General features: G+C 46.8%; 27 protein-coding genes. 17 read left to right on the top strand and 10 right to left on the bottom strand.

Going from position 1 to position 26,043, the window contains the following annotated elements; translation table 11 throughout:
• Window positions 1-369: 369 nt before the first annotated feature.
• The 5 genes from NSQ39_RS02085 to NSQ39_RS02105 all read left to right on the top strand — a co-directional run bounded on the left by NSQ39_RS02085 (window position 370) and on the right by NSQ39_RS02105 (window position 6,843).
• Window positions 370-1,140 carry a nucleotidyltransferase domain-containing protein gene (locus NSQ39_RS02085; protein WP_175075236.1) on the top strand — a complete coding sequence of 257 codons (771 nt, stop codon included), beginning with the start codon at window positions 370-372 and terminating at the stop codon, window positions 1,138-1,140.
• A gap of 294 nt (window positions 1,141-1,434) precedes the next feature.
• Complete coding sequence (locus tag NSQ39_RS02090; protein ID WP_173427495.1) at window positions 1,435-2,346, top strand: proline dehydrogenase family protein; 912 nt, start codon at window positions 1,435-1,437, stop codon at window positions 2,344-2,346.
• Between the two features lie 24 nt (window positions 2,347-2,370).
• The gene (gene pruA, locus NSQ39_RS02095; RefSeq protein WP_175075235.1) at window positions 2,371-3,918 is read left to right on the top strand and encodes an L-glutamate gamma-semialdehyde dehydrogenase; all 1,548 of its coding nucleotides are present in this window, start codon (window positions 2,371-2,373) and stop codon (window positions 3,916-3,918) included.
• A gap of 121 nt (window positions 3,919-4,039) precedes the next feature.
• Window positions 4,040-5,482, top strand: a complete 1,443-nt coding sequence (gene putP, locus NSQ39_RS02100) for a sodium/proline symporter PutP (protein WP_082094100.1) — start codon at window positions 4,040-4,042, stop codon at window positions 5,480-5,482.
• A gap of 116 nt (window positions 5,483-5,598) precedes the next feature.
• Window positions 5,599-6,843 carry a PucR family transcriptional regulator gene (locus NSQ39_RS02105; RefSeq protein ID WP_046130900.1) on the top strand — a complete coding sequence of 415 codons (1,245 nt, stop codon included), beginning with the start codon at window positions 5,599-5,601 and terminating at the stop codon, window positions 6,841-6,843.
• 50 nt (window positions 6,844-6,893) lie between these two features.
• Here the strand turns inward: NSQ39_RS02105 and NSQ39_RS02110 are convergent, their stop codons facing one another.
• A complete protein-coding gene (locus NSQ39_RS02110) occupies window positions 6,894-7,739 on the bottom strand; it encodes a TIGR03943 family putative permease subunit (RefSeq protein WP_175075234.1) in 846 nt (281 codons plus the stop codon).
• Window positions 7,740-7,743: 4 nt separating this feature from the next.
• Entirely contained in the window at window positions 7,744-8,622 is an 879-nt protein-coding gene (locus NSQ39_RS02115; protein ID WP_175075233.1) for a permease, read from the bottom strand.
• A gap of 503 nt (window positions 8,623-9,125) precedes the next feature.
• Between NSQ39_RS02115 and NSQ39_RS02120 the strand changes: the two genes are divergently transcribed.
• From NSQ39_RS02120 to NSQ39_RS02130, 3 genes are all read left to right on the top strand, one after another.
• Window positions 9,126-10,082, top strand: coding sequence for an acetylxylan esterase (locus tag NSQ39_RS02120; protein WP_175075232.1), 957 nt, complete (start codon window positions 9,126-9,128; stop codon window positions 10,080-10,082).
• 95 nt (window positions 10,083-10,177) lie between these two features.
• On the top strand, window positions 10,178-10,594 hold the full coding sequence (locus tag NSQ39_RS02125) for a MarR family winged helix-turn-helix transcriptional regulator (RefSeq protein WP_175075231.1): 417 nt from the start codon (window positions 10,178-10,180) through the stop codon (window positions 10,592-10,594).
• The gene (locus NSQ39_RS02130) at window positions 10,585-10,914 is read left to right on the top strand and encodes a DUF3147 family protein (protein WP_175075230.1); all 330 of its coding nucleotides are present in this window, start codon (window positions 10,585-10,587) and stop codon (window positions 10,912-10,914) included. The genes NSQ39_RS02125 and NSQ39_RS02130 overlap by 10 nt, the downstream gene beginning before the upstream one ends.
• Here the strand turns inward: NSQ39_RS02130 and NSQ39_RS02135 are convergent.
• From NSQ39_RS02135 to NSQ39_RS02155, 5 genes are all read right to left on the bottom strand, one after another.
• Complete coding sequence (locus NSQ39_RS02135) at window positions 10,901-11,341, bottom strand: hypothetical protein (protein ID WP_175075229.1); 441 nt, start codon at window positions 11,339-11,341, stop codon at window positions 10,901-10,903. The genes NSQ39_RS02130 and NSQ39_RS02135 overlap by 14 nt on opposite strands.
• A gap of 89 nt (window positions 11,342-11,430) precedes the next feature.
• Window positions 11,431-11,724 (bottom strand): hypothetical protein, encoded by a 294-nt coding sequence (locus NSQ39_RS02140; RefSeq protein WP_175075228.1) that lies wholly within the window; start codon window positions 11,722-11,724, stop codon window positions 11,431-11,433.
• Window positions 11,725-11,764: 40 nt separating this feature from the next.
• Window positions 11,765-12,229 (bottom strand): hypothetical protein, encoded by a 465-nt coding sequence (locus NSQ39_RS02145; RefSeq protein ID WP_175075227.1) that lies wholly within the window; start codon window positions 12,227-12,229, stop codon window positions 11,765-11,767.
• A gap of 57 nt (window positions 12,230-12,286) precedes the next feature.
• Window positions 12,287-12,970, bottom strand: coding sequence for an amino acid ABC transporter permease (locus tag NSQ39_RS02150; protein ID WP_216898846.1), 684 nt, complete (start codon window positions 12,968-12,970; stop codon window positions 12,287-12,289).
• An 11-nt stretch (window positions 12,971-12,981) separates the two neighbouring features.
• Window positions 12,982-13,842 carry a transporter substrate-binding domain-containing protein gene (locus NSQ39_RS02155; RefSeq protein ID WP_175075225.1) on the bottom strand — a complete coding sequence of 287 codons (861 nt, stop codon included), beginning with the start codon at window positions 13,840-13,842 and terminating at the stop codon, window positions 12,982-12,984.
• A gap of 506 nt (window positions 13,843-14,348) precedes the next feature.
• On the opposite strand from NSQ39_RS02155, the gene NSQ39_RS02160 reads away from it, so the two are divergent.
• From NSQ39_RS02160 to NSQ39_RS02200, 9 genes are all read left to right on the top strand, one after another.
• Window positions 14,349-15,290, top strand: coding sequence for an ABC transporter substrate-binding protein (locus NSQ39_RS02160; RefSeq protein WP_175075224.1), 942 nt, complete (start codon window positions 14,349-14,351; stop codon window positions 15,288-15,290).
• A gap of 69 nt (window positions 15,291-15,359) precedes the next feature.
• Window positions 15,360-16,358, top strand: coding sequence for a FecCD family ABC transporter permease (locus tag NSQ39_RS02165; RefSeq protein ID WP_175075223.1), 999 nt, complete (start codon window positions 15,360-15,362; stop codon window positions 16,356-16,358).
• Window positions 16,355-17,353, top strand: coding sequence for a FecCD family ABC transporter permease (locus NSQ39_RS02170; RefSeq protein ID WP_175075222.1), 999 nt, complete (start codon window positions 16,355-16,357; stop codon window positions 17,351-17,353). Before NSQ39_RS02165 ends, NSQ39_RS02170 begins: the two co-directional genes overlap by 4 nt.
• Before the next feature lie 10 nt (window positions 17,354-17,363).
• Entirely contained in the window at window positions 17,364-18,185 is an 822-nt protein-coding gene (locus tag NSQ39_RS02175; protein WP_175075378.1) for an ABC transporter ATP-binding protein, read from the top strand.
• 87 nt (window positions 18,186-18,272) lie between these two features.
• Window positions 18,273-18,998 (top strand): AAA family ATPase, encoded by a 726-nt coding sequence (locus NSQ39_RS02180; RefSeq protein WP_175075221.1) that lies wholly within the window; start codon window positions 18,273-18,275, stop codon window positions 18,996-18,998.
• A 61-nt stretch (window positions 18,999-19,059) separates the two neighbouring features.
• Window positions 19,060-20,496, top strand: a complete 1,437-nt coding sequence (locus NSQ39_RS02185) for a glycoside hydrolase family 1 protein (RefSeq protein WP_175075220.1) — start codon at window positions 19,060-19,062, stop codon at window positions 20,494-20,496.
• A 266-nt stretch (window positions 20,497-20,762) separates the two neighbouring features.
• Window positions 20,763-20,930, top strand: coding sequence for a hypothetical protein (locus NSQ39_RS02190; RefSeq protein ID WP_172796304.1), 168 nt, complete (start codon window positions 20,763-20,765; stop codon window positions 20,928-20,930).
• A 6-nt stretch (window positions 20,931-20,936) separates the two neighbouring features.
• The gene (locus tag NSQ39_RS02195) at window positions 20,937-21,746 is read left to right on the top strand and encodes a serine/threonine protein kinase (protein ID WP_175075219.1); all 810 of its coding nucleotides are present in this window, start codon (window positions 20,937-20,939) and stop codon (window positions 21,744-21,746) included.
• A gap of 19 nt (window positions 21,747-21,765) precedes the next feature.
• Window positions 21,766-23,268, top strand: a complete 1,503-nt coding sequence (locus NSQ39_RS02200) for an FAD-dependent monooxygenase (protein WP_175075218.1) — start codon at window positions 21,766-21,768, stop codon at window positions 23,266-23,268.
• A 27-nt stretch (window positions 23,269-23,295) separates the two neighbouring features.
• On the opposite strand, the gene NSQ39_RS02205 is transcribed toward NSQ39_RS02200, so the two are convergent.
• The 3 genes from NSQ39_RS02205 to NSQ39_RS02210 form a co-directional block, all read right to left on the bottom strand.
• Window positions 23,296-24,792 carry a methyl-accepting chemotaxis protein gene (locus tag NSQ39_RS02205; RefSeq protein WP_373688001.1) on the bottom strand — a complete coding sequence of 499 codons (1,497 nt, stop codon included), beginning with the start codon at window positions 24,790-24,792 and terminating at the stop codon, window positions 23,296-23,298.
• Window positions 24,793-24,819: 27 nt separating this feature from the next.
• Window positions 24,820-24,996, bottom strand: a complete 177-nt coding sequence (locus NSQ39_RS23030; RefSeq protein WP_373687998.1) for a hypothetical protein — start codon at window positions 24,994-24,996, stop codon at window positions 24,820-24,822.
• A gap of 127 nt (window positions 24,997-25,123) precedes the next feature.
• Entirely contained in the window at window positions 25,124-25,888 is a 765-nt protein-coding gene (locus tag NSQ39_RS02210) for an LXG domain-containing protein (RefSeq protein WP_175075217.1), read from the bottom strand.
• Between the last annotated feature and the right edge of the window lie 155 nt (window positions 25,889-26,043).

Below are 26,043 nucleotides of genomic sequence, written 5' to 3' on the forward strand. Positions count from 1 at the left end.
GTTTTTCTTTGAACCGTTTTCGCTAATGTAGCAGTGACGATTGCGGTTGTATGGTAATCAGAAAAAGTAGGTAATGATGATATTTTTACCTTCTCTTTGTTGTCAGCTATCAAGAAAAGCATGTTCATTTTTGCCGGGATTATGTTTTACTCCCTTAGACCAATCGTCCTGCCGGAACTGCGTATGGCTGTGCGTATTAAAGGCGCTGTTTGAAATGACGGAGGAATCACTTTAATGGCCGGAAACTCCGCTCATGTAATCGCGGGTAAAAGTTCTAAATAGAAATCAATTGTCAAAGAAGTCGTTTATTCATCTCTTTGAACTTATAATAAATGTAACAAGAAAACATAGACGGGCGGTGCACCTATCTTGAACCAGCGAATTCAAGAAGAACTGAAAAACATTGAAGCTACATACGGCGTCAAAATCCTTTATGCAGTAGAATCCGGAAGCAGGGCCTGGGGGTTTCCGTCGCAAGACAGCGATTATGACGTCAGATTTATTTATATTCATCAAAAGGACTGGTATCTTTCCATAGACGAAAAGCGCGATGTCATCGAGCTGCCGATTAATGATTTGCTCGATATCAGCGGCTGGGAACTGACAAAAGCCTTAAGGCTCTTCCGGAAATCAAACCCCCCGCTGCTTGAATGGCTGTCTTCAGGAATGATCTATTATGAAGCTTATTCTTTAGCGGAAAAAATGAGGAAGCTTAAGTTGAGGGCTTTTTCGCCGGCATCCTGCATGTATCATTATTTAAATATGGCTTCAGGAAACTTCCGCCACTATCTGGAGAGGGAACAGGTTAAGGTCAAAAAGTATTTTTACGTGCTTCGCCCCATTCTGGCATGCCGGTGGATTGAGAATCATCAAACGGTTCCGCCGATTGAGTTTCCGGTGCTGCTTGAGGAGCTCGTTGAAGATGGACCGCTTAAAACGGAAATCGGCCGTCTGCTTGACCGAAAAAAGAAAGGGGAGGAATTCCTTCTTGAGCCTAAAAACCCCATCATTCACGATTTCATTGAGAAAGAACTTGAGAGGCTGAAGCCGGCGGCGAAGTCGTTTAAAATCAGCCGTGAAGACTTGACACCAGAGCTTGACAAGCTGTTCAGAGAAACGCTTGACGAGGTGTGGGCATAATATATATTCCCTTTAAGAAATGTCTTAAAGGGTTTTTTCTTTGTTTCTCGCGGGAAATGGTTCAGTAAAAGAGAAAGCGTTTTCAATATTTTTCTAATTCTATTGTCGTATAGCTTTATAATTTGTAGGTTAAAAGTTTCTCTTATGATGCAGGCAGATGTCAAACATTGTGGAAAAAACACAAAAATCGTCAGCTTTTTTGTTTTTTCGAAATATTGTGAATCAGCCATCAGCTCTTATAAAATTAAGAATATAAAGACATATTTCATGAGATGGCGGGGTGTGATAATGGAAGTGATCACAAGAGACTTTTTTTTATTCTTATCGAAAAGCAGCATCCTGAATCGTCTGGCGAGAAATTGGGGAAGTTCCATCGCAACCGGAAAAATTATCGGAGGAAAGGATTTCGAATCTTCGATACCGATTATCAGAGGGCTGAATGAGCAGGGGCTGACGGTTACCGTCGATCATTTAGGCGAGTTTGTGGACAGCAGGGAAGTGGCAAGGGAGCGTACTCAGGAATGCATTCGGGCTATTCAAACGATCGCCCAGGAAAAGCTTGAGTCGCACGTATCCTTAAAGATGACTTCGCTGGGGCTCGATATCGACCTTGATCTTGTCAGGGAAAACATGACCAGCATTCTGGATACCGCGGAACAGCACCAGGTGATGGTGACGATCGATATGGAAGACGAAGTTCGCTGTCAAAAGACGCTCGATCTGTTTAAGGAGTTCAGACAGAGGTACGAATACGTCAGCACCGTGTTACAGGCTTATTTGTACCGGACGGAACGCGACATGGAGGAGCTCAACCAGTACAATCCGTTTTTCCGTCTTGTAAAAGGGGCCTACAAGGAATCGCCTGAGGTGGCATATCCGGATAAGAAGGATGTTGATGAAAATTACAAAAAGCTCATTAAAAAGCAGCTGCTTAGCGGCCATTATACAGCCATCGCAACTCATGACGACAAGATGATCCAATTCACCAAAGACATTGTGAATGAGCACAACATCGGAAAGGACCGCTTCGAGTTTCAAATGCTGTACGGCATGCGCAATAAAACCCAGCTTGAACTGGTGAAAGAAGGCTACAACATGCGCGTGTACCTTCCGTACGGAGATGACTGGTACGGCTACTTCATGAGGCGGCTTGCCGAGCGGCCTGCCAACATCGCTTTCGCATTTAAGGGAATGACCAAGAAATAAAACGATAAAAAGGGGAGAATGAGAATGACAACACCTTACAAACACGAACCATTTACAGATTTTGGGAAAGAAGAAAACCGGGCGGCGTTTCAACAAGCATTGGATAAGGTAAATGAATGGATGGGTCAATCATACCCTCTTATTATCGATGGGGAGCGAATCGAGACTGAAGACAAAATCGTTTCGGTCAACCCGGCAAAGAAAGAAGAAGTCGTCGGTAAAGTATCAAAAGCGACTCAGGATCATGCCGAGAAAGCCATTCAAGCGGCGGCAAAAGCGTTTGAAACGTGGAGATACACCGATCCTGCGGAAAGAGCGGCTGTACTATTCCGTGCGGCAGCAAAGGTGCGCCGCAATAAGCATGAATTTTCGGCGCTTTTGGTCAAAGAAGCCGGCAAACCGTGGAATGAGGCTGATGCGGATACGGCTGAAGCCATCGACTTTATGGAATACTACGCGCGGCAAGTGCTTGAGCTTGCAAAAGGAAAGCCTGTCAACAGCCGTGAAGGCGAACGAAATCAATACGTGTATACGCCGACCGGCGTAACGGTCGTCATCCCGCCTTGGAACTTCCTGTTTGCGATCATGGCGGGAACAACGGTGGCGCCGATCGTTACGGGAAATACGGTAGTGCTGAAGCCGGCAAGCGCGGCGCCTGTCATTGCCGCGAGGTTCGTCGAAGTGCTTGAAGAAGCGGGTCTTCCGAAAGGGGTCGTGAACTATGTTCCGGGAAGCGGCGCTGAGGTCGGAGACTACCTCGTTGATCATCCGACAACAAGCCTGATCACATTTACCGGCTCAAGGGAAGTCGGAACGCGCATTTATGAACGTGCGGCAAAGGTTCATCCGGGACAGACCCATCTCAAACGGGTGATCGCGGAAATGGGCGGAAAAGACACGGTTGTCGTTGATGAGGACTGTGACATCGAATTGGCGGCGCAATCGATTTTCACATCCGCTTTCGGCTTTGCCGGCCAAAAATGTTCAGCCGGTTCGCGTGCCGTCGTTCACGAAAAAGTGTATGACGAGGTGCTCAAACGCGTCATCGAAATCACGGAGTCGAAAAAAGTGGGCGCTCCGGACAGTGCGGATGTTTACATGGGACCTGTCATCGATCAGGCGTCATATAACAAAATCATGGAATATATCGAGATTGGAAAACAAGAAGGCCGCCTTGTCAGCGGAGGAAACGGCGATGATTCAAAAGGGTATTTCATCGCTCCGACTATCTTCGCCGATTTGGACCCGAAAGCCCGCTTGATGCAGGAAGAGATCTTCGGCCCGGTCGTTGCCTTTTCGAAAGTAAGCAGCTTTGACGAGGCACTCGAAGTTGCCAATAATACGGAATACGGACTGACAGGAGCTGTCATTACAAACAATCGCGATCATATCAACAGGGCAAAACAGGAGTTCCATGTAGGGAACCTGTATTTTAACCGAAATTGTACAGGCGCGATCGTCGGCTACCATCCGTTTGGCGGATTTAAAATGTCAGGAACGGATTCAAAGGCAGGCGGACCGGATTATCTGGCGCTTCACATGCAGGCGAAGACGATCAGCGAAATGTTTTAATCGGCAAACAATCGGGGGGGAGAGAAGGCAGTCTTTAAAGGCTGCCTTCAAAAAAGAAAATAGAAGTCGAAAAATTTAGAAAAAACGGCATCCTGGGGGGATTCTTATCCAAAACGTACAATTGATCATTTCAATCGCGATTTATATGATCGGCATGCTTCTGATCGGATATTATGCGTATAAACGGACATCAAATCTGACGGATTACATGCTCGGCGGACGCACGCTCGGCCCGGCGGTCACGGCGCTCAGCGCGGGTGCATCCGATATGAGCGGGTGGCTGATGATGGGCTTGCCGGGTGCGATGTTCGCCACCGGCTTAAGCGGTGCGTGGATCGTCATCGGTCTTGTACTCGGTGCATGGGCAAACTGGCTTTATGTCGCGCCCCGGTTAAGGAGCTATACCGAAGCCGCCGGCAATTCGATTACGATTCCGTCATTTTTGGAAAACCGCTTTGCCGACAACACGAAAATTCTCCGCATCTTTTCCAGCATCGTCATTATTACGTTTTTCACGTTTTATGTATCATCCGGAATGGTGTCCGGCGGTGTTTTATTTAACAGCATTTTGCACCTGGATTACCATACCGGCTTATGGATCGTTTCGGCCGTTGTCATATGCTACACGCTGTTCGGCGGATTTTTGGCCGTAAGCTGGACGGACTTCGTACAAGGAATCATCATGTTTGCCGCATTGATTCTTGTTCCGGTTGTGACGCTCATACAAGCCGGCGGACCTGCCGAAGCCTTTACGGAAATCCGCTCGATTGATCCCGATCTTCTCAACGTATTTAAAGGGACGAGCGTTCTGGGCATTATTTCTATGTTTGCATGGGGACTCGGCTATTTTGGCCAGCCGCATATCATCGTGCGTTTTATGGCAATTTCCTCAGTAAAGGAAATCAAAAAAGCGCGCCGGATCGGCATGGGCTGGATGATATTTTCAACCGCTGGCGCATTGCTGACGGGGCTGATCGGCCTTGCATATTACTCCAAAAAAGGTCTTCACCTCGACGATCCGGAAACGATATTCATTCAATTAGGCAATATTCTGTTCCATCCGATCATTACCGGCTTTTTAATTTCGGCCATTTTAGCCGCGATTATGAGCACGATTTCCTCACAGCTTCTTGTTACTTCAAGCTCTTTAACCGAAGATTTGTATAAAACGATTTTCAAACGCTCCGCCTCTGATAAAGAACTGGTCTTCTTCGGCCGTCTGTCCGTTCTGGTCGTTTCGATTATCGCCCTGTGGCTCGGCTGGTCAAAAGACAATTCAATTTTGGGGTTAGTCAGCTACGCTTGGGCGGGATTCGGCTCTTCATTCGGCCCGGTCGTTATTTTAAGCTTATATTGGAAGCGGATGACGAAATGGGGTGCGCTTGCCGGTATCATTGCCGGAGCCGTCACAGTCGTGATTTGGGCGGCAGCAGGCCTTTCCGGTTTTCTATACGAAATGATACCGGGGTTCGCAGTAAGCCTGTTATCCGTGTATGTAGTCAGCATCGTGACGTCAAAGCCGAATCAGCACGTTGCCGACCAATTCGAAAATATCAATATGTGATTCTGGATCCTAGCCTCTGCCCTTTGGGCAGGGGCTGCTCGAATGTCAAAAAGTATATCTATACAAGAATGCAAAGGAGAAGTATGATTAAGTTAAAAACGGGTAGGAGAAAGGATATGGAAGAGCTATTAGAACAAGTTGTTTCTCTTTCAGACATCAACCAGATCATTGATTTTATCAGCGATGAGCTGAAAAAACCGGTCATACTGGAAAGCGCGGATTTTTTCCTATTAGCTTATAATTCGTATTACATTAACCACTTTGACGCAGCGAATCAACAAACGATTTTCTCCAAAAAATGTCCGCTTTCGATTTTTGAGAAATTTGTCGAAGAAGGGATCATAGATCAATTGAAAACCATTCCGACTCCTTTTCGGGTGAAGCAGATTGAAGAGATCGGACTGAATCAGCGGGTGGTCGTCAGCGCCAAACATAAAAACGAGATTATGGGCTACATTTGGATTCAGGAGATCGAAAACGAGCTGTCTGATGAAGAACTCGACTTTCTATATCAAGCTTCCTTTCATGTCGGAAAGATCATTTACAGACAGAAACGGCTGAAGCAGGAAAAAGAGGAGCAGGCGGAAGAGCTCTACAGGCAGGCGCTCCACGAACAGTTTCAAACGGAAAAAGAGCTTAAGGCCGCGGCTGACAAAGCCAATGTTGCACTGCCTTCCGTGTTTACCGTGATGGTTCTTCAAGTCATTGACGGGGAGAACGAGCTGCTCGACGATTTGAAAGAAACGATCAGGTCCTATTTGAATCTGAAAGACAACATCAGCCATGTGGTGGAGGATCATTCCAACATCGCGATCATCGTCGGCAGCGTGTCACGCAAACGTTCCGCCCTTGCCGCATCATCAGAGCTGATCAACCGGCTTTTAACCCATTTGCGCTCACAAACGCTGCCGCCTATATTCATCGGAGTCGGCAACGAATACAGCAGTCCGCTCTTTCTCGGCAAAAGCTACAGGGAAGCTCTGCAAGTCACAAAAGCTGCGGAAATCACCGGAAGCCAGGAGCATATTCCCTATGAATATCAAAAGCTCGGACTTTTCAGATACCTTGACCAAATCGCCGCAAAAAACGACCAGCTCCACTATTCGAATCCCGATCTGCTCCTTTTGAAGGAAAAAGATAAAGAGAGCCAAACCGAATTTTTAAGAACGCTCGAAATCTATCTTGTGAACAATTGCAAAGTCAAACAATCCGCAGAACAGCTGTTTATCCACCAGAACACGCTAAACTACCGCATTAAGCAAATATTGGACATGACCTCGATCGATCTGAACGATTTTCATACGAGATGCCAATTGTTCATCGATCTGATGCTGATGAAAAAAGCCGGATATAAATCTTAGGCAATTCCGGCAGAGACAGAAAGAGCCGGTACATGCTGCACCGGCTTTCTTTAGTATGTTCTGTATACGTAAGGATCTTTCGGCTTTTTGATGTTGGACCAGCTTTTTACCTTTAAAACGGGAATGACGGATTTAAATGGCTGATAGTATTCGGATGACAACGTTCCTTTCACATGTATCCATTGGTCATTTTTTGCCTTTATATCATCAGGGAATTCCACCAGCATGCCGTAGACGCCCGAATCGGCGATGCAGTGGATGATTCCGAAGCGGAGAACGAAAAGCTGCCGCTTATTGATCGATTCCCCTTTAAATGCAAAACCGTTGAAATCAATCGTTTTGCCGAGAAATTCCCCAGGATAATTATAGATCGTCTCCATGCCTTTTAGAAAATCATGATCCGTTAACGATATCTGTTTTTTCCCTTTATAATCCTTGAGGGCTTTCTCCATCAGTTCGTCATAGTCTTCCTGTCCGTAGTAAATGCTCGTATCAGGGCGCAAATACTGGGTTTGGGCGTAATGATCTGGCTGATCGATCGCCTTAAAGGAAAAGCCCTTCGACTTCACGATCGTAGAGTCAAGCGTCGCCACCGGCAGGAAAAGCCCGGTAAATAAAGGAAACAGGAATACGAGGTAAATAAACATTCTTTTAAAGAACGGTTTATGTTTTTCGTGATCATGATCATGTCCGCACCCGCAGTCATGACCGCAATCCGCCCCTTCCTGCCCCTTTATATACTGATAGAATTGAACAGCCGTCAAAATGGCAAGCAGAAACATTCCGATATACGACAAATACGCGTATTTCATATTAATATATTTCGTTAAATTGCCTGAGGCGTGAAGCTGAAAAAAGAAAAACGTAAAAAACATTAAAATGAATGTACGAAACATGATCTCACCCCTTCACCAAAAGTGATCCGGCCAGAACGATAACGGCGATATAGGCGATCAGCACAAATACAAACCGCTTTTTAAAAGTGCCGAGCATCATCAGCAGGTTCTTGATATCGACCATCGCTCCAAACACGAGAAAGGCGATGAGCGAGCTGAGAGAAAACGTGCTGCTGAAGGATGACGCAATAAAGGCATCAACCTGTGAGCAAAGCGACAAAACAAAGGACAAGCCCATCATCACAAGCGATGAAGATATATCATTGTGTCCGATTGCAAGAAGCGTCGATGTTTTGACATATGTCTGCATCGCAGCCGCCACAAAAGCCCCGATGATCAAATATTTTCCGACTGAAAAAAACTCATCAACCGCATGGCTGAGCATGCCGCCCAGCTTTTTCAGAAATGTCTTTCCGGAATGGCCGTGGTGATGGTGTGACTCGCCTTCAAGAAGCTGATTTCCTTTAAATTGATAAGAAATGATAATTCCGGTAATAAGGGCTGCAGCGAACGCCAGCCCGCCGCGGTAAAGAACGACATCCCACTTGTTTCCGAAAGCGATAAACGTCGAAAACAATACAATCGGATTGATGATTGGAGCCGTCAGCATAAAAGCTGACGCCGCGTGAAGCGGCACACCCTTTAAAAGCAGGCGCCGGGCGATCGGAACGATGCCGCATTCACAAGCCGGAAACAGCATGCCGGCGAATATGCCGAACAGCACAGCTAGAAAGCGGTTTTTCGGAATGACCTTTGCGATCATTTCTTCCGTGACAAACATTTGAATCAAACCAGAGATAAAAACGCCGATCAATACGAACGGAATTGCTTCTATTAATATGCTGATAAAGATTGAATTGAGCTGCAGAAACTGTGAAGCCATAAAAAACCTCCGAGGGCTGCATTTTTTATTTCAAACTAGGATTATATCATAACTGTAATGGAGGAGGGATATGAGTGTATTTGGCGGGCTGTCTTCCCATGAGGCAAGCTGAATGCGGACAGGTTTGGCCCGTCCGCCGCGCTGCCCGGATGGCGGGAACAGCCACACGATGTGCAGGCAGAGAAGCGGCGGTCTGATTTCATGTCTCAAACCATATCCTCATCGTCCATATGAACGACAAATTCACTCGATTTCACGGCATCCTTGTTTTAAAGTCTGACGGATGCAGATTGCGTTAAAAAAACTGAACGGTGCGGCATTCACCGCTCCGTTGACAGACAAGACCGTTGTCACGAATGCAATCGGCCTTGACTCAGCGACAGTTTGTACGATTTTTTTCGGACAGAAACATCATCACCTTTTTTTATGCTTCATTCTCTCGTGAATGAAAGATGAATATTATGATAGAATATTCTTACAATTGATAAGGGGGGACGAGAGTCGTGCAGCAACCTTATGATTTACCATTAGAACAGTTATACCAATATAAACCAGAAAAAACCGCTTTGGACGATTTTCAAGAGTTTTGGGAGGAATCGCTGGGGGAGCTTGCAAAAGAAAAAGCCGAACCGCAGCTTGAAAGGTACGATTACCCGGCAGACGGCGTGAATGTGTACTGGCTGACATACCGGAGCATAGGCGGGGCGCACATTAAAGGATGGTATGCGGTGCCCGGCCGCAAAGGCCCGCATCCTGCAATCGTCAAGTATCACGGCTATAACGCGAGCTATGACGGTGACATTCATGACATCGTCAACTGGGCGCTGCATGGCTATGCGGCATTCGGGATGCTTGTCCGTGGACAGAACGGCAGCGAAGATACGAGCGGCTCCCCTCACGGACACGTGCCGGGCTGGATGACAAAAGGCATCCTTGACCCGAAAACGTATTATTACAGATACGTGTATCTCGATGCCGTAAGGGCGCTCGAGGTCGTCAAAGGGTTTGCCGAAGTCGATGAAAAACGGATCGGCGTCATCGGCGCGAGTCAAGGCGGCGGACTGGCGATCGCGGTTTCCGCATTGTCTGATATTCCGGCAGCTGCCGTTTCTGAATATCCGTATTTAAGCAATTTCCAAAGGGCGATCGATACAGCGATAGACCAGCCGTATCTGGAAATCAACTCTTTTTTCAAAAGGAACGGCAGCGCGGATATTGAGAGGAAAGCGATGAACACCCTGTCATATTTTGATATTATGAATCTCGCCGAATCGGTGAAGGCGCCCGTTCTCATGTCAATCGGCTTAGTGGACACCATCACGCCGCCATCGACCGTTTTTGCGGCCTACAATCATCTAAACACTGAAAAAGAGCTGAAAGTGTACCGTTATTTTGGCCACGAATTTATCCCGGCGTTCCAAACGGAAAAATTGGCGTTTTTGAGAAAGCATTTAAAATGAAAATGTAGGCACCCGGCTGAAGATTTGCCGGGTGCTATTTTATATCTTGATCAAAGAATATATCGTATAGTAAGATATAAAAGGGTGGTGATTTGATGAACGAAGTGATTGAAGCAATCAATAAAGACTGGACAGATATTTATTACCGTTTGCACTATAAGCATCAAGACGGGCTGTCACACCAGGCCGTCCGTCTGCTGCAGCATCTCGAAAAAAACAGGTACGCCACAATCGGCGATTTGGCAAGCCTTTTGGGGGTATCCCACAATACCGCATCTGAGCATGCGAAGCGGCTCATTCAGAAGAAGCTCGTTGAAAAAAAGAGGGACGCCAAGGATGAACGAAAGGTCTATGTCATATTAACGGCTGAAGGAGAAGCTGCCGTAAAACGGCATACCCGGCTTGATCCGGACAAGCTGAAAAAGGTGCTTGAGCATTTACATGAGGATGAGGCCGAAATGGTGAAAACGGCATTTTCCATATTAAGCCGGGGGGCAAAATCGTGTTTTTAATTGTTAAAATTGCCGTTTCTGCCGTTGTCATCGGCATTATTACTGAAATCGCCAGAAGGTCGCCGGAGACCGGAGGAATCGTCGCCGCACTTCCGCTTGTCAGTCTGCTCAGTTTATATTGGCTTTCGGTCCAAGGAGAGTCTCTGAAGCATTTAAGCCAATTTGCGGCAGGCGTGCTGTGGGGGCTTCCGGCAACCGCAGCGCTTATCCTGATCGTAGCTGTCTGCTTAAAATCCGCGCTTCCGCTTGCCGTTTCTTTCGTGTTCGGTTTATGCGGCTGGGGCGGATGCTTGCTGCTTCAAAAAGCTATTTTTGGCTGAGAGCGGAAAAATCAAGAATTTCGGGAACGGCGCCGTAGGTTCCCTTAATGCGAATGTTTTTGCATTCGCCTTCCGTATTTTCAAAATACAGCCTGTATGTGCGGGGCATTGATGTAATCACGTCTTGGGCTGTTCGATCCGGCCAGTTGCCGACATAGTCTTTTATACTCAAACTCATAAATCTGCCGGACAGGTGCATCATCTGGATTTTAATGGTCGTTTTGCAATTTTCCGCATTGAAAATCGTAAACTTATAACCTATGTTCCAGTTTCGCGAGTCAGAGTCATTGTAAGGAATAGGTTCCACATGCGATCCCGTAAACGTAATGTTTAATTTGTGCGGGAATGTGTAAGCCGCGGCACTGCCGCCAAAGCTGAAAAATCCGCAAACCAGTGTCAAAATCGCTGCCGACAAAAAACGTTTCATCAAAAATCACCTCCTTTTCCATTTTATTGTAACAAACGGGTGGAAAAATGAGGAGATGTTTTATAGAAGCATGCGGAGCGGGCTCTTTTTTATGTGCAAGGTTTGGACGGAATGATATACAGCTCGGAATGGGAAACCATTCTGGGCGTAATTGGAATATCCTGAAGCGCATCAGTTGGTATAACAGCAGTGGCAAAAAATCGCGAATAGCCGTATTGGCTAAGGATGATTCGGTACGTCTGTACAGATTCCGGCTCAAGCTCATACGAAAATGCGCGAGCTGAATCCTGATTGATCTGAAACGATTCCCAATCTCCATTTTGAAAATGATATAAGCATCCTTTTAGTTTATATGTCTCTTCATTGATCAAGGAAATATACATATGTTGATCATCTAACCTTCTGACCCGGTTTCCTTTCCTGTCAGAAAGATAAATCAGCCGTCCCTGTTCTCCGCTGCTTCTCTTCTGATGGACGGGTTGAACGAAAGGCGGGCGCTCCAGCTGGCCGGAAGATGCCGTGCAAGATATCATCAAAATAATAGACAACAGCATATTCGGTGTTCCAATCATCCTGTTCAGTTTTTAAATCGAATATGGATGTCTGGGCGATGATATAGACGATGCGGCTCCCTGAAGGAATATCTTTCAGACTGATATGGGTGTTTTTTGAGGAACGGGGAGGTACTGTCAATTGAAAGGTTTGGACGGGTTCAGAGTATTCTTCGAAGATTACCGAGATGTGAATATGATCCGTCTCATCTGTTTCATTACGATATGTATACGAGGCTCTAAAGTGTCCTGAAGGATCTGTTTTGTATTGCGCTTTGTTTCTGTTTATGACATAACGGTCCTCTGCATGGAAATGGGTTGACCTGATTCTGTTCATAAAACCGCCTCCTTTTTAGGATAGAGAACCGCCGGCTTTGGGCCGGCGGCTTTCTTTCTACCTTTTCAGGTAAACTTCTGTCCGCTTCTCCAAATAATCCTGAAACAAAGCGATCAGCGAACAAATCCCCCAGTAAATCAAGGCAATTAAAATATACATCGTCATGTAATCGAATTCCCGGCCGCCGACGATTTTTGCCTGTTGAAACAGCTCAGGTACGGTAATCATGGCCGCAAGGGAAGATGCTTTCACAAGGTCAAGCATCACGTTTGTAAGCGGCGGCAGGGCGATTCTCACCGATTGGGGGACGATGACGTGCCGCATCGTCTGCCAATAAGAAAATCCGATCGATTTTGCAGCGTCCCACTGGCCTCTGTCAACAGAAGACAAGGCTGAACGGATGATTTCGGCAATATAGCCGGCGCTGTTGACGCTAAAGCCGATCAAGGCAGCCGTTAATGCCGGAAACTGAATGCCGATGTACGGAAAACCAAAGTAAAGAATAAATAAAATGACCAATATCGGGACGCCTCTCATAAATGAGATATAGACTTTTGCCGGCCATCTGAGCAAAGCGAACCGGGACATGCGGCCAAGCGCGACGAAAAAGCCGAGAATCAGGCCGAAAAACATACTGGCAAACGAAATCAGCAGCGTATTCCATATGCCCTGCATGACATAAGGAAACGATTTAGCGGCTAATTCTGCATTGAAAATATATTCCCATTGAATCGAGCCCACGTCTCATTCCTCTATTTGTCTACATCGACGTCAGTAAAGTCGATATCCTGTTTTTTTGAAACATCGGCGCCGCCAAAGAATTGTTTTGAAATCTTCTTAATCGTTCCGTCTTTCAGCATGTCTTTTATCGTTTGATCGAACCGTTCTTTTAGTTCGGTATTTCCTTTTTTGATGATCATCCCTTGCTGGTGCGGGTAATATTTAAGATCGGGGTGAATCGTCAAATCCAAATCAGGCATTGCCTTAAGCGCCAGCTTTTGCAGATAATAGTCGTTTAAAATAACGTCTGTCCTGCCGTTTGCCACGTCTTTTAAATATTGTTCATTTGTTGCATTGTCGTAAATAACCTCTTCAGCCCCGTATTTTCTGGCGATATCCATGTAAACGGTCGTTGCCGCTCCCGCCGCCTTTTTCCCTTTCAGGTCATCAAGTGTGCGGATGCCTGATAAATCCTTCTTGCGGACGATTGCCGTACCGTATGAATACTTATAAGGCGTTGAGAACAAGAACTTTTTCTTGCGGTCCTTTGTCATTGTAATATCATTGGCTGCAGCGTCTGCCTGTCCACTGTTGACCGCTGTCAGCATGCCGTCAAAGCCCATTTCTTTAAATTCGACATCCAAACCGAGCCGCTTGGCCGCCTCGCGGACGACTTCAACTTCATAGCCGGTCAGCTTGTCCTTGCCGGAAACCGTGTCATGGTATGAAGTAGGGTAAAGGGTTCCCGAAGTCGCCACAACGATTTTCCCTTTTTCCTTGATTTGCTCCCAGGCCGTTTTTTGGCCGTTTTGAGTCGTGCTGCTGCACGCAGCGGTTAAAAATGCGAATGCCGCTGCGATAAGAACCAATGTATAAATGCGAACGTTTTTCACTGAAATATCCTCCTGCCATTCGTGTAGTCAAGAAAACATTAGCACTATAGAAGGCAAACAGGCAATAAGTTATTTTGTATTGGGAAAAAATAAATGAAAAAGATATTGGGCCATATACGGAGGATTGAAACATATTTGTATGATCAACGGACATGAGGCGTATCCGCATGCGGGAGGGCAGCTGAATCATACGATTTTTACGGCGATGGTTCCGGTAAATGGCCCGATTTAAAAGATAAAGATGTGCAGCCTTTACTGGTATATCAAAAAATAATCTCATTCTTTTTTCAAACGGGCGGCTGTTATCTGGGCCGTCCATTATTTCAGGCGTAATGTATAAGCGTTGGAAATTGGGATCCGCTGTGCCCGGTTATATTTTCTTGTTTAAAAAATGCTTTAAATTTAATTTTTTTATTAAAAAAACCTAGATTTTTATTTAAAAATTAGATATTTTTTATATATGATAATGATTCTCATTTTAAATTAATCGGAAAAGGAAGAGAATGATGTTGAAATACAGCAGGAAATTAACCGTACTTTTCGGCGTTTTAGCGTTGATGCTGATCATCGCATCCGGATGCTCCTCCGGCCAAAAAGAAAACAGCGGAGCATCGCAAGGAGAAGGAAGAGAAATAAAGCATGAACTTGGGACAGCCCATATCAGCGGTACGCCCAAAAGGGTTGTCGTTTTGGAGAATTCGTTTGTTGATGCAGTGACAAAATTGGGTGTGAAACCCGTTGGAATAGCAGACGACAAGAAAAAAGACATGATTGAAAAGCTTGTTGGCGAACCGATTGAATATACCTCTGTCGGCACCCGCAGCGAGCCGAATTTGGAAATCATCAGTTCTCTAAAGCCCGATTTAATCATAGCCGATGCTGAACGGCACAAAAACGTGTACCGCGATCTAAAAGGCATCGCGCCTACGATTGTACTGAAAAGCAGAGAGGCAACTTACCAGGAAACAATTGACGGATTTCAAACGATCGCCAAAGCCCTTAATAAGGAAAAAGAGGGGAAAAAAGACCTGGCAGACCATCAGAAGCAAATGAACAGCCTGAAAAGCAAACTGCCGAAAAAAGAAAATCGCACGATTCTGCTTGGTGTTGCCCGGACCGACTCTTTTAACGTCCACACGTCATCCTCATATGACGGAGAGATTATGGCAATTCTCGGGTTCAAGCACGCGCTGCAATCCAAAGAGGCGTATAAAGATGTCAGCCTGGAGCAATTGAGCGAAATCAACCCGGATATTCTTTTCGTATCAAGCAACGAAGGACATACGATTGTTGATGACTGGAAAAGCAATCCGATCTGGAAAAACCTTAAAGCGGTGAAGAACGGCCAAGTATATAACGCCGATCGCGATCTTTGGACAAGATTCCGCGGAATCAGCTCAAGCGAAAAGCTGTCAAAAGACCTGATCCAAAAAGTGTACGGCAAATAATCAAAACCAAAAAGAAGCGGGAGTCATTCCTTGCTTCTTCTTGTTTTATCAACAGGGTTCTGTAAGGAAGTGGGCCATTTGAATGTTTCAGCAAACAGACTTTTTATTTTGATAACGGCTTTCATTTTATTTATTTTAGGCATCGGTTTAAACCTGTCTGTGGGGGCGTCTCATATCAGCTTTGCCAATGCCTTGAAATCGCTTGTAGTGTGGGACCACTCAAGGGAACAGCTGATTATCACGACTCTCCGCCTCCCGAGGACGCTCATCGCCGTCTTTGTCGGGGCCAATCTGGCGGTAGCAGGAGCTTTGATGCAGGCAATGACGAGAAATCCGCTTGCATCCCCGCAGCTGTTCGGGGTGAATGCGGGAGCATCATTGGCGGTGATAGCGTCGATTGTGCTGTTTCCCCATTTGAACGCTTTTTCCTCCGTCGGATTTGCTCTCGTCGGTGCGGCAGCAGGAGGCTTGATCGTCTATTCTTTTTCTTCCTCAGGGGGAATGACGCCGGTTAAGCTTGCACTGACCGGCATGGCGGTCCACCTTTTTCTATCTTCATTCACACAGGGGATCATCATCCTGAACGAATCAGCGGGTGATGTCCTGTACTGGATGACCGGTGCGATTGACGGGAGCAACTGGAAAGATGTAACGGTCATATTGCCGTTTGCGCTTGTCGGCGTCGGGCTCGCCGTCATATGCTCGGGAGCGGTTTCGATTCTTGGATTAGGAGAAGAAACGGCAAAGGGGCTTGGGCAAAATACAAAAGCGATCAAAATGCTCGTCAGCCTGGTCATTCTTATTTTGGCCGGATCTTCTGTTGCCGTTGCCGGCCCGATCGGGTTTGTCGGCCTGATTGTTCCGCATATCGTCCGAAAGCTGGTTGGCGAGAACTATAAATTCGTCATCCCGTTTTCCGCATTGTTCGGAGCTCTCCTGCTCGTCTACGCTGATGTGCTTGCAAGGTGGATCGCATTTCCGTATGAATCTCCGGTCGGCATCGTGACCGCCATACTCGGAACCCCGTTTTTCTTATATTTGGCGAGGAAAGAGAGGAATGCAAGATGAAAAAGAGTCTTCATATCAAACATCCTTTTATGATCGTCATTCTTCTTTTTCTTGTTATGCTCGTCTGCGTCATCATCAGCATAGGCTTCGGGGCGCTTTATATTGCACCGGGCGATGTGATCAAAAATCTGTTTGGAATCAGCAGCGACTATCAATTCATTATTCAGAAATACCGGCTTGCAAGGGTGATTCTGGCAGTGCTTGCCGGAGCGGGTCTCGGAGTATCCGGTGCGATTTTGCAGGGAGTGATCAGAAATCCGCTTGCTTCACCTGATGTCATTGGAATAACAAAGGGCGCCAGCTTGTCGGCGATGGTCGTCATTCTGGTTTTTCCTGCGGCGCCTCTCATTGTCCTGCCTCTGTCCGCATTTGCCGGGGCGGGTCTTGTTGCTGTATTGTTAATGGTATTCGTACGCAAAAAAAATGCCCGGCCGTCGACGATCGCGTTAGTCGGTATCGCATTGGGTGCGATCTGCCACGCCGGCATGCAATATATGATGGTCAAGTTCCCCGGGGATGTGAATGCCGCCCTCATTTGGGTCACCGGGAGTCTGTGGGGGAGGAGCTGGGATGAGATCAGGCTCCTTGCTCCATGGCTTGTATTATTTTTGCCCATTCTCTTTCTCCTGGCGGCCAAGCTTGATTTAATGTCGCTCGGTGATGAGCTTGTCGACGGTTTGGGAGAACGGTCGGCGCGCCTCAGGTTTATGTTAATATTCGTCGCTGTCGGCCTTGCCGGCAGCTGTGTTGCAGTTGTCGGTTCAATCGGATTTGTCGGTTTAATCGCTCCGCACATTGCCAGAAGGCTTGTCGGGACAAAATCAAAATATCTGCTTCCCGCTTCAGGGCTTGCGGGTTCGATTATCCTCCTGGCAGCCGACAGCCTTGGCAGAGGATTGATGCCGCCTGTGGAAATACCGGCCGGCATATTGACCGCCATCATAGGGGCTCCATATTTTCTATATTTATTAAAAGCTGAATCTGCAAAAAAGTGAGTGGAGGATGATGAAGGTGAAACTATCGGCGCAAAAGCTGACCCTTTCTTACGATACATCGAGAATCATCAATGAGATTGACTTGGAAATTCCGGAGGGCAAGATCAGCGTTCTGATCGGCTCAAACGGATGCGGAAAATCCACCATATTGAAATCTCTTGCAAGGATCATGGCGCCTGAAAGCGGCTCTGTTTATTTGGACGGAAAAGAGATTCACCGGCAGCCGTCAAAAGAGATAGCGAAAAAAATGGCGATTTTGCCCCAATCGCCTCAAGCACCGGAAGGGCTTACCGTTGAGGAGCTGTGCTATTTCGGAAGACACCCTCATAAAAAACTGCTTTCCAGGCATACAAAAGAAGACCATGAAATGGTTGATTGGGCTTTAGAAGCGACGGGGATGACGGAGCTGCGAAGTCGGACGCTTGACGCCCTTTCCGGCGGACAAAGGCAAAGAGCTTGGATTTCAATGTCTTTGGCGCAAGGTACGGACTTGCTTTTGCTTGATGAACCCACGACATTTTTGGATATTGCCCATCAAATAGAAGTTTTGGAGCTGTTAAAACACTTGAACCGCGATCACGGCCGCACGATTGTGATGGTATTGCACGATTTGAACCAGGCTTCCCAATACGCCGATTATTTAATCAGCATATTGGACGGCAAGGTATACAGCGCAGGAGCGCCTGAAGAAGTGTTTACACCATCCTTGTTTCGCGACGTTTTTGGACTTGAGTGCTGCATCATGAAAAGCCCCGTCGACCAGAAGCCGATGTGCCTGCCGACCGGTTTATGCGGCAGAGCGCTCGCAGCGGCGCAAAATATGAATGGATGAGGTTTGTGCTTGAAGGCGCAAACCTCTTTTTTCGTTTTGATAGAAGACATGATACAGTTATGGTAAAAGTTCAAACAGGTGATGCCTATGTTTTTAAAAAAGCTGACATTGCTTCAAGAAAAAATTCCTCACGATTCAAAATATCCTTTTTCTATTCCGGCTATTAAACATTTAAGAGAATTGACATTTCAAAAAAGCGTTACTTTTTTTGTCGGGGAAAACGGATCGGGAAAATCGACGCTGCTTGAAGCGATTGCGTATAAATGCGAATTTAACACGGCCGGCGGGGGAAGGAATAATACATATGAAGTGCATGCATCGGAGTCTTCCCTGGGTGACTATCTCAGACTTTCCTGGCTTCCGAAAATAACGAACGGTTTTTTTCTGCGTGCGGAATCCTTCTATCACTTTGCGACTCATCTTGAAGAGGTGGATAATACAGGCTTCATCCATTACGGAGGCCGGTCCCTTCACGAGCAGTCTCACGGCGAATCTTTTTTGTCGCTTTTCAAGCACCGCTTCAACGAAAGAGGAATTTACCTTCTCGATGAGCCTGAAGCCGCTCTATCACCGGCGAGGCAGCTCGCTTTCTTAAAAATCATCCATGATTTGACCCGCAATAACGAAGCCCAGTTCATCATCGCTTCCCACTCCCCGATATTATTGGGTTATCCGGATGCGGAGATTTTCAGCTTCGACGGTGACGCCATCTCTGCAGTAAGCTATGAGAATACCGATCACTACACGTTAACGAAATATTTCCTCCAGCACCGCGAAAAGCTTCTTGCCGAATTGTTTTCAGAAGATGTTTGATGTGAAACGCGTTTCATACGATATGATAAAGTGCAAACATCGAAACAGGAGTGAAACCATTATGATTCATCAGGATCTGAAATCATTTCCAAAACATTTCTTATGGGGATCGGCTTCTGCCGCCTATCAAGTGGAAGGAGCCTGGAACGAGGACGGCAAAGGCGCCTCGGTTTGGGACGTATTCACGAAAATTCCGGGAAAAACGTTTAAAGGCAGCAATGGAGATATTGCGGTTGACCATTATCACCGGTTTACAGAAGATGTTGCTTTGATGGCTGAAATGGGATTGAAAGCATACCGATTCTCGGTAAGCTGGCCCTGGATTTTTCCTCAAGGCAGGGGAGAGGTCAATGAAGCGGGTTTAGCGTTTTATGACAGGCTTATTGACGAATTGCTGGCTCACGGTATCGAGCCTGTTTTAACGCTTTATCATTGGGATCTTCCCCAGGCTTTAATGGAAGAGTACGGGGGGTTCGAATCCAGACGGATCATCGAAGACTTTGACGCATATTGTGTGACGCTATACAAGCGTTATGGGGACAGGGTGAAATATTGGGTATCCCTTAATGAACAAAATTACAACTTTAACCATGGTTTTATCACGGCCATGCACCCTCCGGGAGTCAAGGACAGAAAGCGGTTTTATGAAGCGAATCATAACGCGTTTTTAGCTAATGCCAAGGCGATCGATTCGTTCCGCCGATACGTTCCGGACGGAAAAATCGGGCCCAGCTTTGCCTATTCGCCGGCATATCCGCTGTCCAGCCGTCCGGGCGATATCCTCGCTTTCGAAAACGCCGAGGAATTTACGAATCATTGGTGGCTTGACGTGTACTGCCGGGGAACATATCCGGATATTCCTTTTCAATATTTGAAGGAAAAAGGATGGGCGCCGACGGTCAAGGACGGGGATTTTGAGCTGCTGGCGAAAGGCAGACCGGATTTTGTCGGAGTGAACTACTATCAGACGATCACTTATGAAATGAATCCTCTTGACGGTGTGTCAGAAGGGAAAATGAACACCACAGGTCAAAAAGGCAGCAATCAGGAAACGGGTATTCCGGGTTTATATAAGACAAAAAGAAATCCTCATGTAGAGACGTCCAATTGGGACTGGGCCATTGATCCAATCGGTCTCAGAATCGGTCTGCGCAGGATATCAAGCCGCTACAAGCTGCCTGTTTTTATTACGGAAAACGGACTGGGCGAATTTGACAAGGTTGAGCAAGACGGCACGATTCAGGACGACTACAGAATCGCGTATTTACGCGCACATCTGGAACAGTGCAAACAGGCGGTGAATGACGGAGTCGAGTTAATCGGCTACTGCAGCTGGTCGTTTACCGATTTATTGAACTGGCTCAACGGATATCAAAAGAGATATGGATTTGTCTACGTGAACCGCGATGAAGAAAACGCCAGGGATTTAAAACGGATCAAAAAGAAAAGCTTTTATTGGTATCAAGACGTGATTAGGTCAAACGGAGAGAAGCTGTAAGGAATGGGCGCTGGACGGAGCCAGCGCCTTTTTTCGCCTCTGCAGCAATATGATCCTGAAGATCACCAAAAATAAAGGACGGACAAGTGCGTTTTTCTATTCTAAAATTTATTAATGTTGACACAATCTCCGTTGAATTCAAAATTTCTTTAAGAGAAAAGAAGGTATTTAAAATGAAAAATCTAATTTTCTCATAACGAAGAAAACCCCTATAGAAAAGTTTGCCGAACGAATGTTATAAAATAACCGGATAAGGAGTGATTGAATTGCTACGCAAATTGTTGAATTCATTGAAAAACAGCGGTTACCGCCGATACAGCAGCAGCGATTACGGAAAGCGCCCATACAAAAAATACAGCAGCAGCGATTATCGGAAAAAGGGCCATGGGCACCATCACTATAAACGAAAGCATCATCGTTTTTACAGCAGCTGATCTGACGTGAAAACGATCCTGAGATGGGTGTTTGACCGCCCGTTAAGTAAAGGGACGGAGATCTCCGGACAATATCGAATCAAAGATGTTCTCGGGATGGGAAGCTACGGCATCACATATCTTGCCGAAAGGCTTGACGGGTCCGGACCTTGTGTCGTCAAGCAGCTGCGAAGAACAAAGTCCTGGACATCCGACGGCCGAAAGTCCTTTGACAGGGAAGCGGAGATTCTGCGAACACTGGGCTCTCCAGCTGCGCCCCGCTTGTATGATGTGCTCGACAGCGGACGGAAGTGCTTTATCGTGATGGAATATATAGACGGAAAAACGTTTGAAGATTTGATTTTTGATGAAGGACGCATCTTCGATGAACGGGAAACTGTCTTGGTATTGCTTGAGGTGCTTCGAATCGTTTCTTCTATTCATGCCCGCGGGATGATTCACCGCGACCTGAGAATCCCAAATATTCTTGAATCGAAAGAAGGCATCCGCATCATCGATTACGGGCTTGCCTGCAGCTTGACTGAGGCCGGGGAGACGGTTTACCGGCATCCGGAGAAAAAGCTGATGCGGTCGGTTTCGGTAAAAAGCGATTTTTACGCGTTGGGGCATTTTGCGCTTTTTCTTCTGTATTCAGGGTATATACCAAAGACAAAGGAAGAAAAAAGCTGGGAAGAGGAGCTTTGTATTTCCGCAGGGCTGAAAGCCGTTTTGCGCAAAATGCTGCAGATTGATCCTCCGTATAATAGCGCCGTGGATATCATCGCCGATCTGGAGTCCAACCTGTCTCCCGGGCTGGTGATAAAAGAAAATCTGTAATCAAAAGGGATGGTCGCCAATGAATTCAATTTTGATCATCGGAGCAGGACCGACGGGATTGGTGCTCGCGCTCTGTCTTGCAAGGCAGGGTGTGCCGTTTCGCATCATCGATAAGAATTCAGGACCGGGCCGGACGTCCCGGGCTATGGTTGTTCATGCCCGCACGCTTGAATTTTACCGCCAGCTTGATATTGCCGATGAAGCGGTCAAAAAAGGCATCACGGTCAACCGGGTCCACATTCGCAGGAAGGGGAAAGAAAAAGGGCATTTCAAGCTTGGGGATATCGGGGAAGGTTTAAGCCCTTATCCTTTTGCACTCAGTTTTCCGCAGGATGAACACGAACGCTTTCTGCTTGAAAAGCTTAAAGCGGAAGGAATCGGAGTCGAATGGGAGACAGAACTCGTTTCTTTTGTTGATAAAGGCGGGTATGTTGCGGTGGAGCTAAAGAAAAAAGATCAGACGGAAATCGTTGAGACCTCTTATCTGTTGGGGTGCGACGGCGCACACAGCACCGTTCGGCGCGGCTTGGATTTGGATTTTCAGGGAGGCACGTATGATCATACCTTTTATGTTGCCGATGCGGAAGCGTCGGGCGAAGCTGCTTCAACTACAGATTTGAATGTGTGCCTTGGTGAAGATGAATTTTGTATCGTTTTCCCCGTCAGGAACACTGGATTGAACCGGTTCATCGGGATCGTGCCGTCCGTTCAGGAAGGCCGGGGAAGGGTTGCATTTGAAGATATTGCTCCCTTCATAGAAAGGCTGCTGAAAGTCAAGGTGCACGGTGTGAACTGGTTTTCAACATACCGCGTTCATCATCGGGTGGCTGAAAATTTCCGCAAAGGACGCATTTTTATTTTGGGGGATGCGGGCCATATTCATAGTCCGGTCGGCGGCCAGGGAATGAATACAGGCATCGGTGACGCCGTTAATTTAGCCTGGAAGCTGGCCTCGGTGTTTCACAGACGAGCCGATGAAGCCGTTTTGGACAGCTATGAAACGGAACGGATTGCTTTTGCCAGGCTTCTCGTAAACACGACAGACAAGGCCTTTCAGGCGATCATCGGCCGACATCCCGCCGGAAGGCTTGTCCGGACCGTGCTGATGCCTTATGCTGCGCCGTTTCTCCTTGGGTTTCGGCCGGTGAAAAATGCTGCATTCAACACCGTATCGCAAATCCGCATACATTATCGGGACAGTTTTTTGAGTATGGGAAAGGCCGGAAAGCTTCACGGAGGGGATCGTTTGCCATGGGTTGAAGAGATAGACAACTTTGCGCCTCTAAAAACCGCCGACTGGCAGATTCACATATATGGCAAGGCGAGTGAGGGATTGCGTGAAACGGCTAAAAATCTTAAACTGGCCCTGCGCGAATTTCAGTGGAGCCGGGCCTGCCATAAGGCGGGGCTTCTGAAGGACGCCCTCTACCTTGTCCGGCCGGACGGGTACATCGGCCTTGCCGACAGTAACCAGGATACCCGGAAGCTGCGTGAATATTTTTCTCAATGTACAATCAAATAAAGCTGCCGGTTGACCGGCAGCTTCGGTTTATTTCATCTTCACTTCTCCGATAAGGCGGTGCAGATCATCGGCCAATTTTGCAAGCTCGTTTGCAGAGGCTGTCACCTCTTCCATCGCGGCAAATTGTTCTTCCGTAAGACCTGCGACTTGCCGGGAATGTTCGGAGGTTTCCCTGACTTCTTTTGAAATATCGGCAAACGACGCCGTAATGCCCTGGATGTTTCCGGATATGTGCTGTGCGGAAGATGACAGCTCATCGATTCTGCTGCTGAACTCCTCCATTAAACCGACAATCTCTTCAAATGTCTTTTTGTTTCTTTCGATCATTTTCACGCCGTTAACCGCTTCCTCTTTTACTCCTTGTATCGAATCGGTTGTGCTCCCAATTTCCGACTGAATTCCTGATATAAGATGGGAAATTTGGCTTGCCGAGTGCTGGGACTCTTCTGCAAGCTTTCGGACTTCATCGGCCACGACTGCAAATCCTTTTCCGTGTTCCCCTGCTCTTGCTGCTTCGATTGAGGCATTTAAAGCGAGCAGGTTGGTTTGATCAGCGATTTGGGTAATCGCGTTGGAAATGCTGCCGATCTCATTTGACCTGGTGTTCAGCAGTTCAATAATTTCACCGCTCTCATGGACGGATTGATGCATCGTGTGGATTTGCTGCATCGTTTCAGAAATGTCCTTTCCTCCCTGCCGCGCCTTATCTTTCGCGTATTGACTTTTTTCCGAGAGCACCCGTGCGTTTTCGGAAATTTTTTGAATGTCTCCCGACACTTCCTCGATCGCCTGCTCGCTGCTGAGGATTCCGGAAGTCTGCATTTCAGACGAACTTGCGACTTGCTGAATGGCTTCCGTGATTTTTTCTGAAGCCCTGCTCGTTTCCTCAGCGCCACACGTCAGCTGATCGGATGCTGCCGCTACCTTGTGCGATGATTGTGAAAAGTTCTTCATCAAATGATTTAAATTGGTGTTCATTTGATTAAAATGGTTTGATAAATCACCGAGTTCGTCGGTTGAAAGGTCTTCGAGTTCGGACGTTAAATCGCCTTGGCCTGCCCGTTCAAATGCGTGCGTCAGCTTTTTAAGCCGTCTGTTGATCCTTTTGGTAAACAGGATGACAAGCAGAATGGAGATCGCTACTGAAATGCCGAGGGCTATAGCGAAAATCCCCAAAAAGGATTGAAGAGTGCTTGTGATCAGCTCCTGGCTGGCTCCTGTATAGAAGATGCCGATGATGTGCCCCTCCCGGTCCTTGATCGGCATATAAGCGGTTTGAAACAGTTTTCCTGCGACTTCAGCCTTTCCGTAATAATTTTTTCCTTCTTTCAGAACGACGTCTGCAACCTCTGCCGACACTTGGGTTCCGACAGCCCGTTTTCCGTCTTTCATCACATTTGTAGAGACGCGTGTATCGTTTTGGAAGATGGTGACCGTATCTTCGGTGTCTTTTCCGATTTTGTCAACGATCTCTTCATTGCCGTTGATAAGGGTTGCGCCTTTGTAAAGCTTGTCTCCTTTTATTTCCCAATCGCCTTGAAGCGTTTCGTTCTAATAACGGTAACTGAGATTTAAGTCGCTTCTGGCTTTTTCCGTTGCCATCTTCTCCAGATTTTTCGAAAGATCCGCTACGATAAAAATCCCCAGCACAGCCGAGAATATAAGGATGACGGTGAGAACGAGAAGATTGATTTTTGTCCCCAATTTCACCTTAAGCCGTTTTTCCATAAATATCAATCCTCCCTGAATTTCCGGTGTATTTAACATATCGGATATAACGGCCCGGTTTGACAGAGGGTAACAAGAAAAAAACTCCGCTGATCTGCGGAGCTGTAATATGGAGCGTATGAATGTTTTATCCCGTTGTCCCATTAGCGGGCTCTTCATGTATGTCTGCCGTCGTCCGGGCCTTTGCCTCGTCTTTTTTTATTTTGATATAGTTTTCGGCCCGTTTATGGATGTCTTTTTTCAGTCGATAGGCTTCCGTTTCCTGATAAGCCTTTGGGTTGTAGCGGATGGGTGCTGCGCTTTTTCCTTTGCCGGTTGCGCCGATTAATGCGGCGTGGTCTTTTTTGATCAGCTGCTGTGCGATCTCGGATGCTTCGTATTCCTTCATGAGAAGCCGGTCAAGATCATGGACCGCTTGAATTGTATCTGTAAGCACCTTGTGAGCAGCGTGTATATGCTGTTCGAACTCAGACGCCGAAAAGGTATGCAAGGTAATTAAATCATCGATTTTCTCTAAAATGCCTGTAAGCTCTTTTTTCTGTTCCGACACCATCGTTTTGGAATTCGTGCAGGCAAGAATGAGCTGGTTCTCAAGAAATTCCATGTCGACAAATGTGCCGGAGGAAAGCCTGGCATCCGCCATGGCGCCTGATACGCCATTCAAAAACTGGATCTGCATGTCGACCAGATCGAGCCAGTCGTCGACGATCCCGGCTTGGCCGCTGTAAAACGCTTTGATGTTGTCCGCGCCTTTTCCTTGAAATTCGTCATCCAAATCTGCAACACCTTGAAAAGCGTGTTTCAAGCTGACAAGTCCTTCTCTAAAACTTTTGTACTCTTCCAGCCGCTTCTTCATAGCCGCTAATAGAGAATTTGCTTCATAGACTTTCATGCTTCATGCCCTTTCTCAATCCTTTTGTGATGAGTTTACCACTTTGCATCACGCAGATGGTGAATAAATCCTGAATTTTTATGGAAATGAATCCTTTAGATTACTTATTTTCGGTTCTATTGTCCTGATATTTGACCCGGGAAGTCGTTATGCCT

The organism is Bacillus sp. FSL W8-0848, assembly GCF_038007805.1.
GTDB classification, from domain to species: Bacteria; Bacillota; Bacilli; order Bacillales; family Bacillaceae; genus Bacillus; species Bacillus glycinifermentans.

Excerpts from the sequence above, each read along its gene's own strand:
- pruA (WP_175075235.1), top strand. The coding sequence starts at position 2,371 with ATGACAACACCTTACAAACACGAACCATTTACAGATTTTGGGAAAGAA.
- NSQ39_RS02105 (WP_046130900.1), top strand. The coding sequence starts at position 5,599 with ATGGAAGAGCTATTAGAACAAGTTGTTTCTCTTTCAGACATCAACCAG.
- NSQ39_RS02110 (WP_175075234.1), bottom strand. The coding sequence starts at position 7,739 with ATGTTTCGTACATTCATTTTAATGTTTTTTACGTTTTTCTTTTTTCAG.
- NSQ39_RS02115 (WP_175075233.1), bottom strand. The coding sequence starts at position 8,622 with ATGGCTTCACAGTTTCTGCAGCTCAATTCAATCTTTATCAGCATATTA.
- NSQ39_RS02125 (WP_175075231.1), top strand. The coding sequence starts at position 10,178 with ATGAACGAAGTGATTGAAGCAATCAATAAAGACTGGACAGATATTTAT.
- NSQ39_RS02135 (WP_175075229.1), bottom strand. The coding sequence starts at position 11,341 with ATGAAACGTTTTTTGTCGGCAGCGATTTTGACACTGGTTTGCGGATTT.
- NSQ39_RS02140 (WP_175075228.1), bottom strand. The coding sequence starts at position 11,724 with ATGTATATTTCCTTGATCAATGAAGAGACATATAAACTAAAAGGATGC.
- NSQ39_RS02145 (WP_175075227.1), bottom strand. The coding sequence starts at position 12,229 with ATGAACAGAATCAGGTCAACCCATTTCCATGCAGAGGACCGTTATGTC.
- NSQ39_RS02160 (WP_175075224.1), top strand. The coding sequence starts at position 14,349 with ATGTTGAAATACAGCAGGAAATTAACCGTACTTTTCGGCGTTTTAGCG.
- NSQ39_RS02170 (WP_175075222.1), top strand. The coding sequence starts at position 16,355 with ATGAAAAAGAGTCTTCATATCAAACATCCTTTTATGATCGTCATTCTT.
- NSQ39_RS02175 (WP_175075378.1), top strand. The coding sequence starts at position 17,364 with ATGAAGGTGAAACTATCGGCGCAAAAGCTGACCCTTTCTTACGATACA.
- NSQ39_RS02180 (WP_175075221.1), top strand. The coding sequence starts at position 18,273 with ATGTTTTTAAAAAAGCTGACATTGCTTCAAGAAAAAATTCCTCACGAT.
- NSQ39_RS02185 (WP_175075220.1), top strand. The coding sequence starts at position 19,060 with ATGATTCATCAGGATCTGAAATCATTTCCAAAACATTTCTTATGGGGA.
- NSQ39_RS02200 (WP_175075218.1), top strand. The coding sequence starts at position 21,766 with ATGAATTCAATTTTGATCATCGGAGCAGGACCGACGGGATTGGTGCTC.
- NSQ39_RS23030 (WP_373687998.1), bottom strand. The coding sequence starts at position 24,996 with ATGGAAAAACGGCTTAAGGTGAAATTGGGGACAAAAATCAATCTTCTC.
- NSQ39_RS02210 (WP_175075217.1), bottom strand. The coding sequence starts at position 25,888 with ATGAAAGTCTATGAAGCAAATTCTCTATTAGCGGCTATGAAGAAGCGG.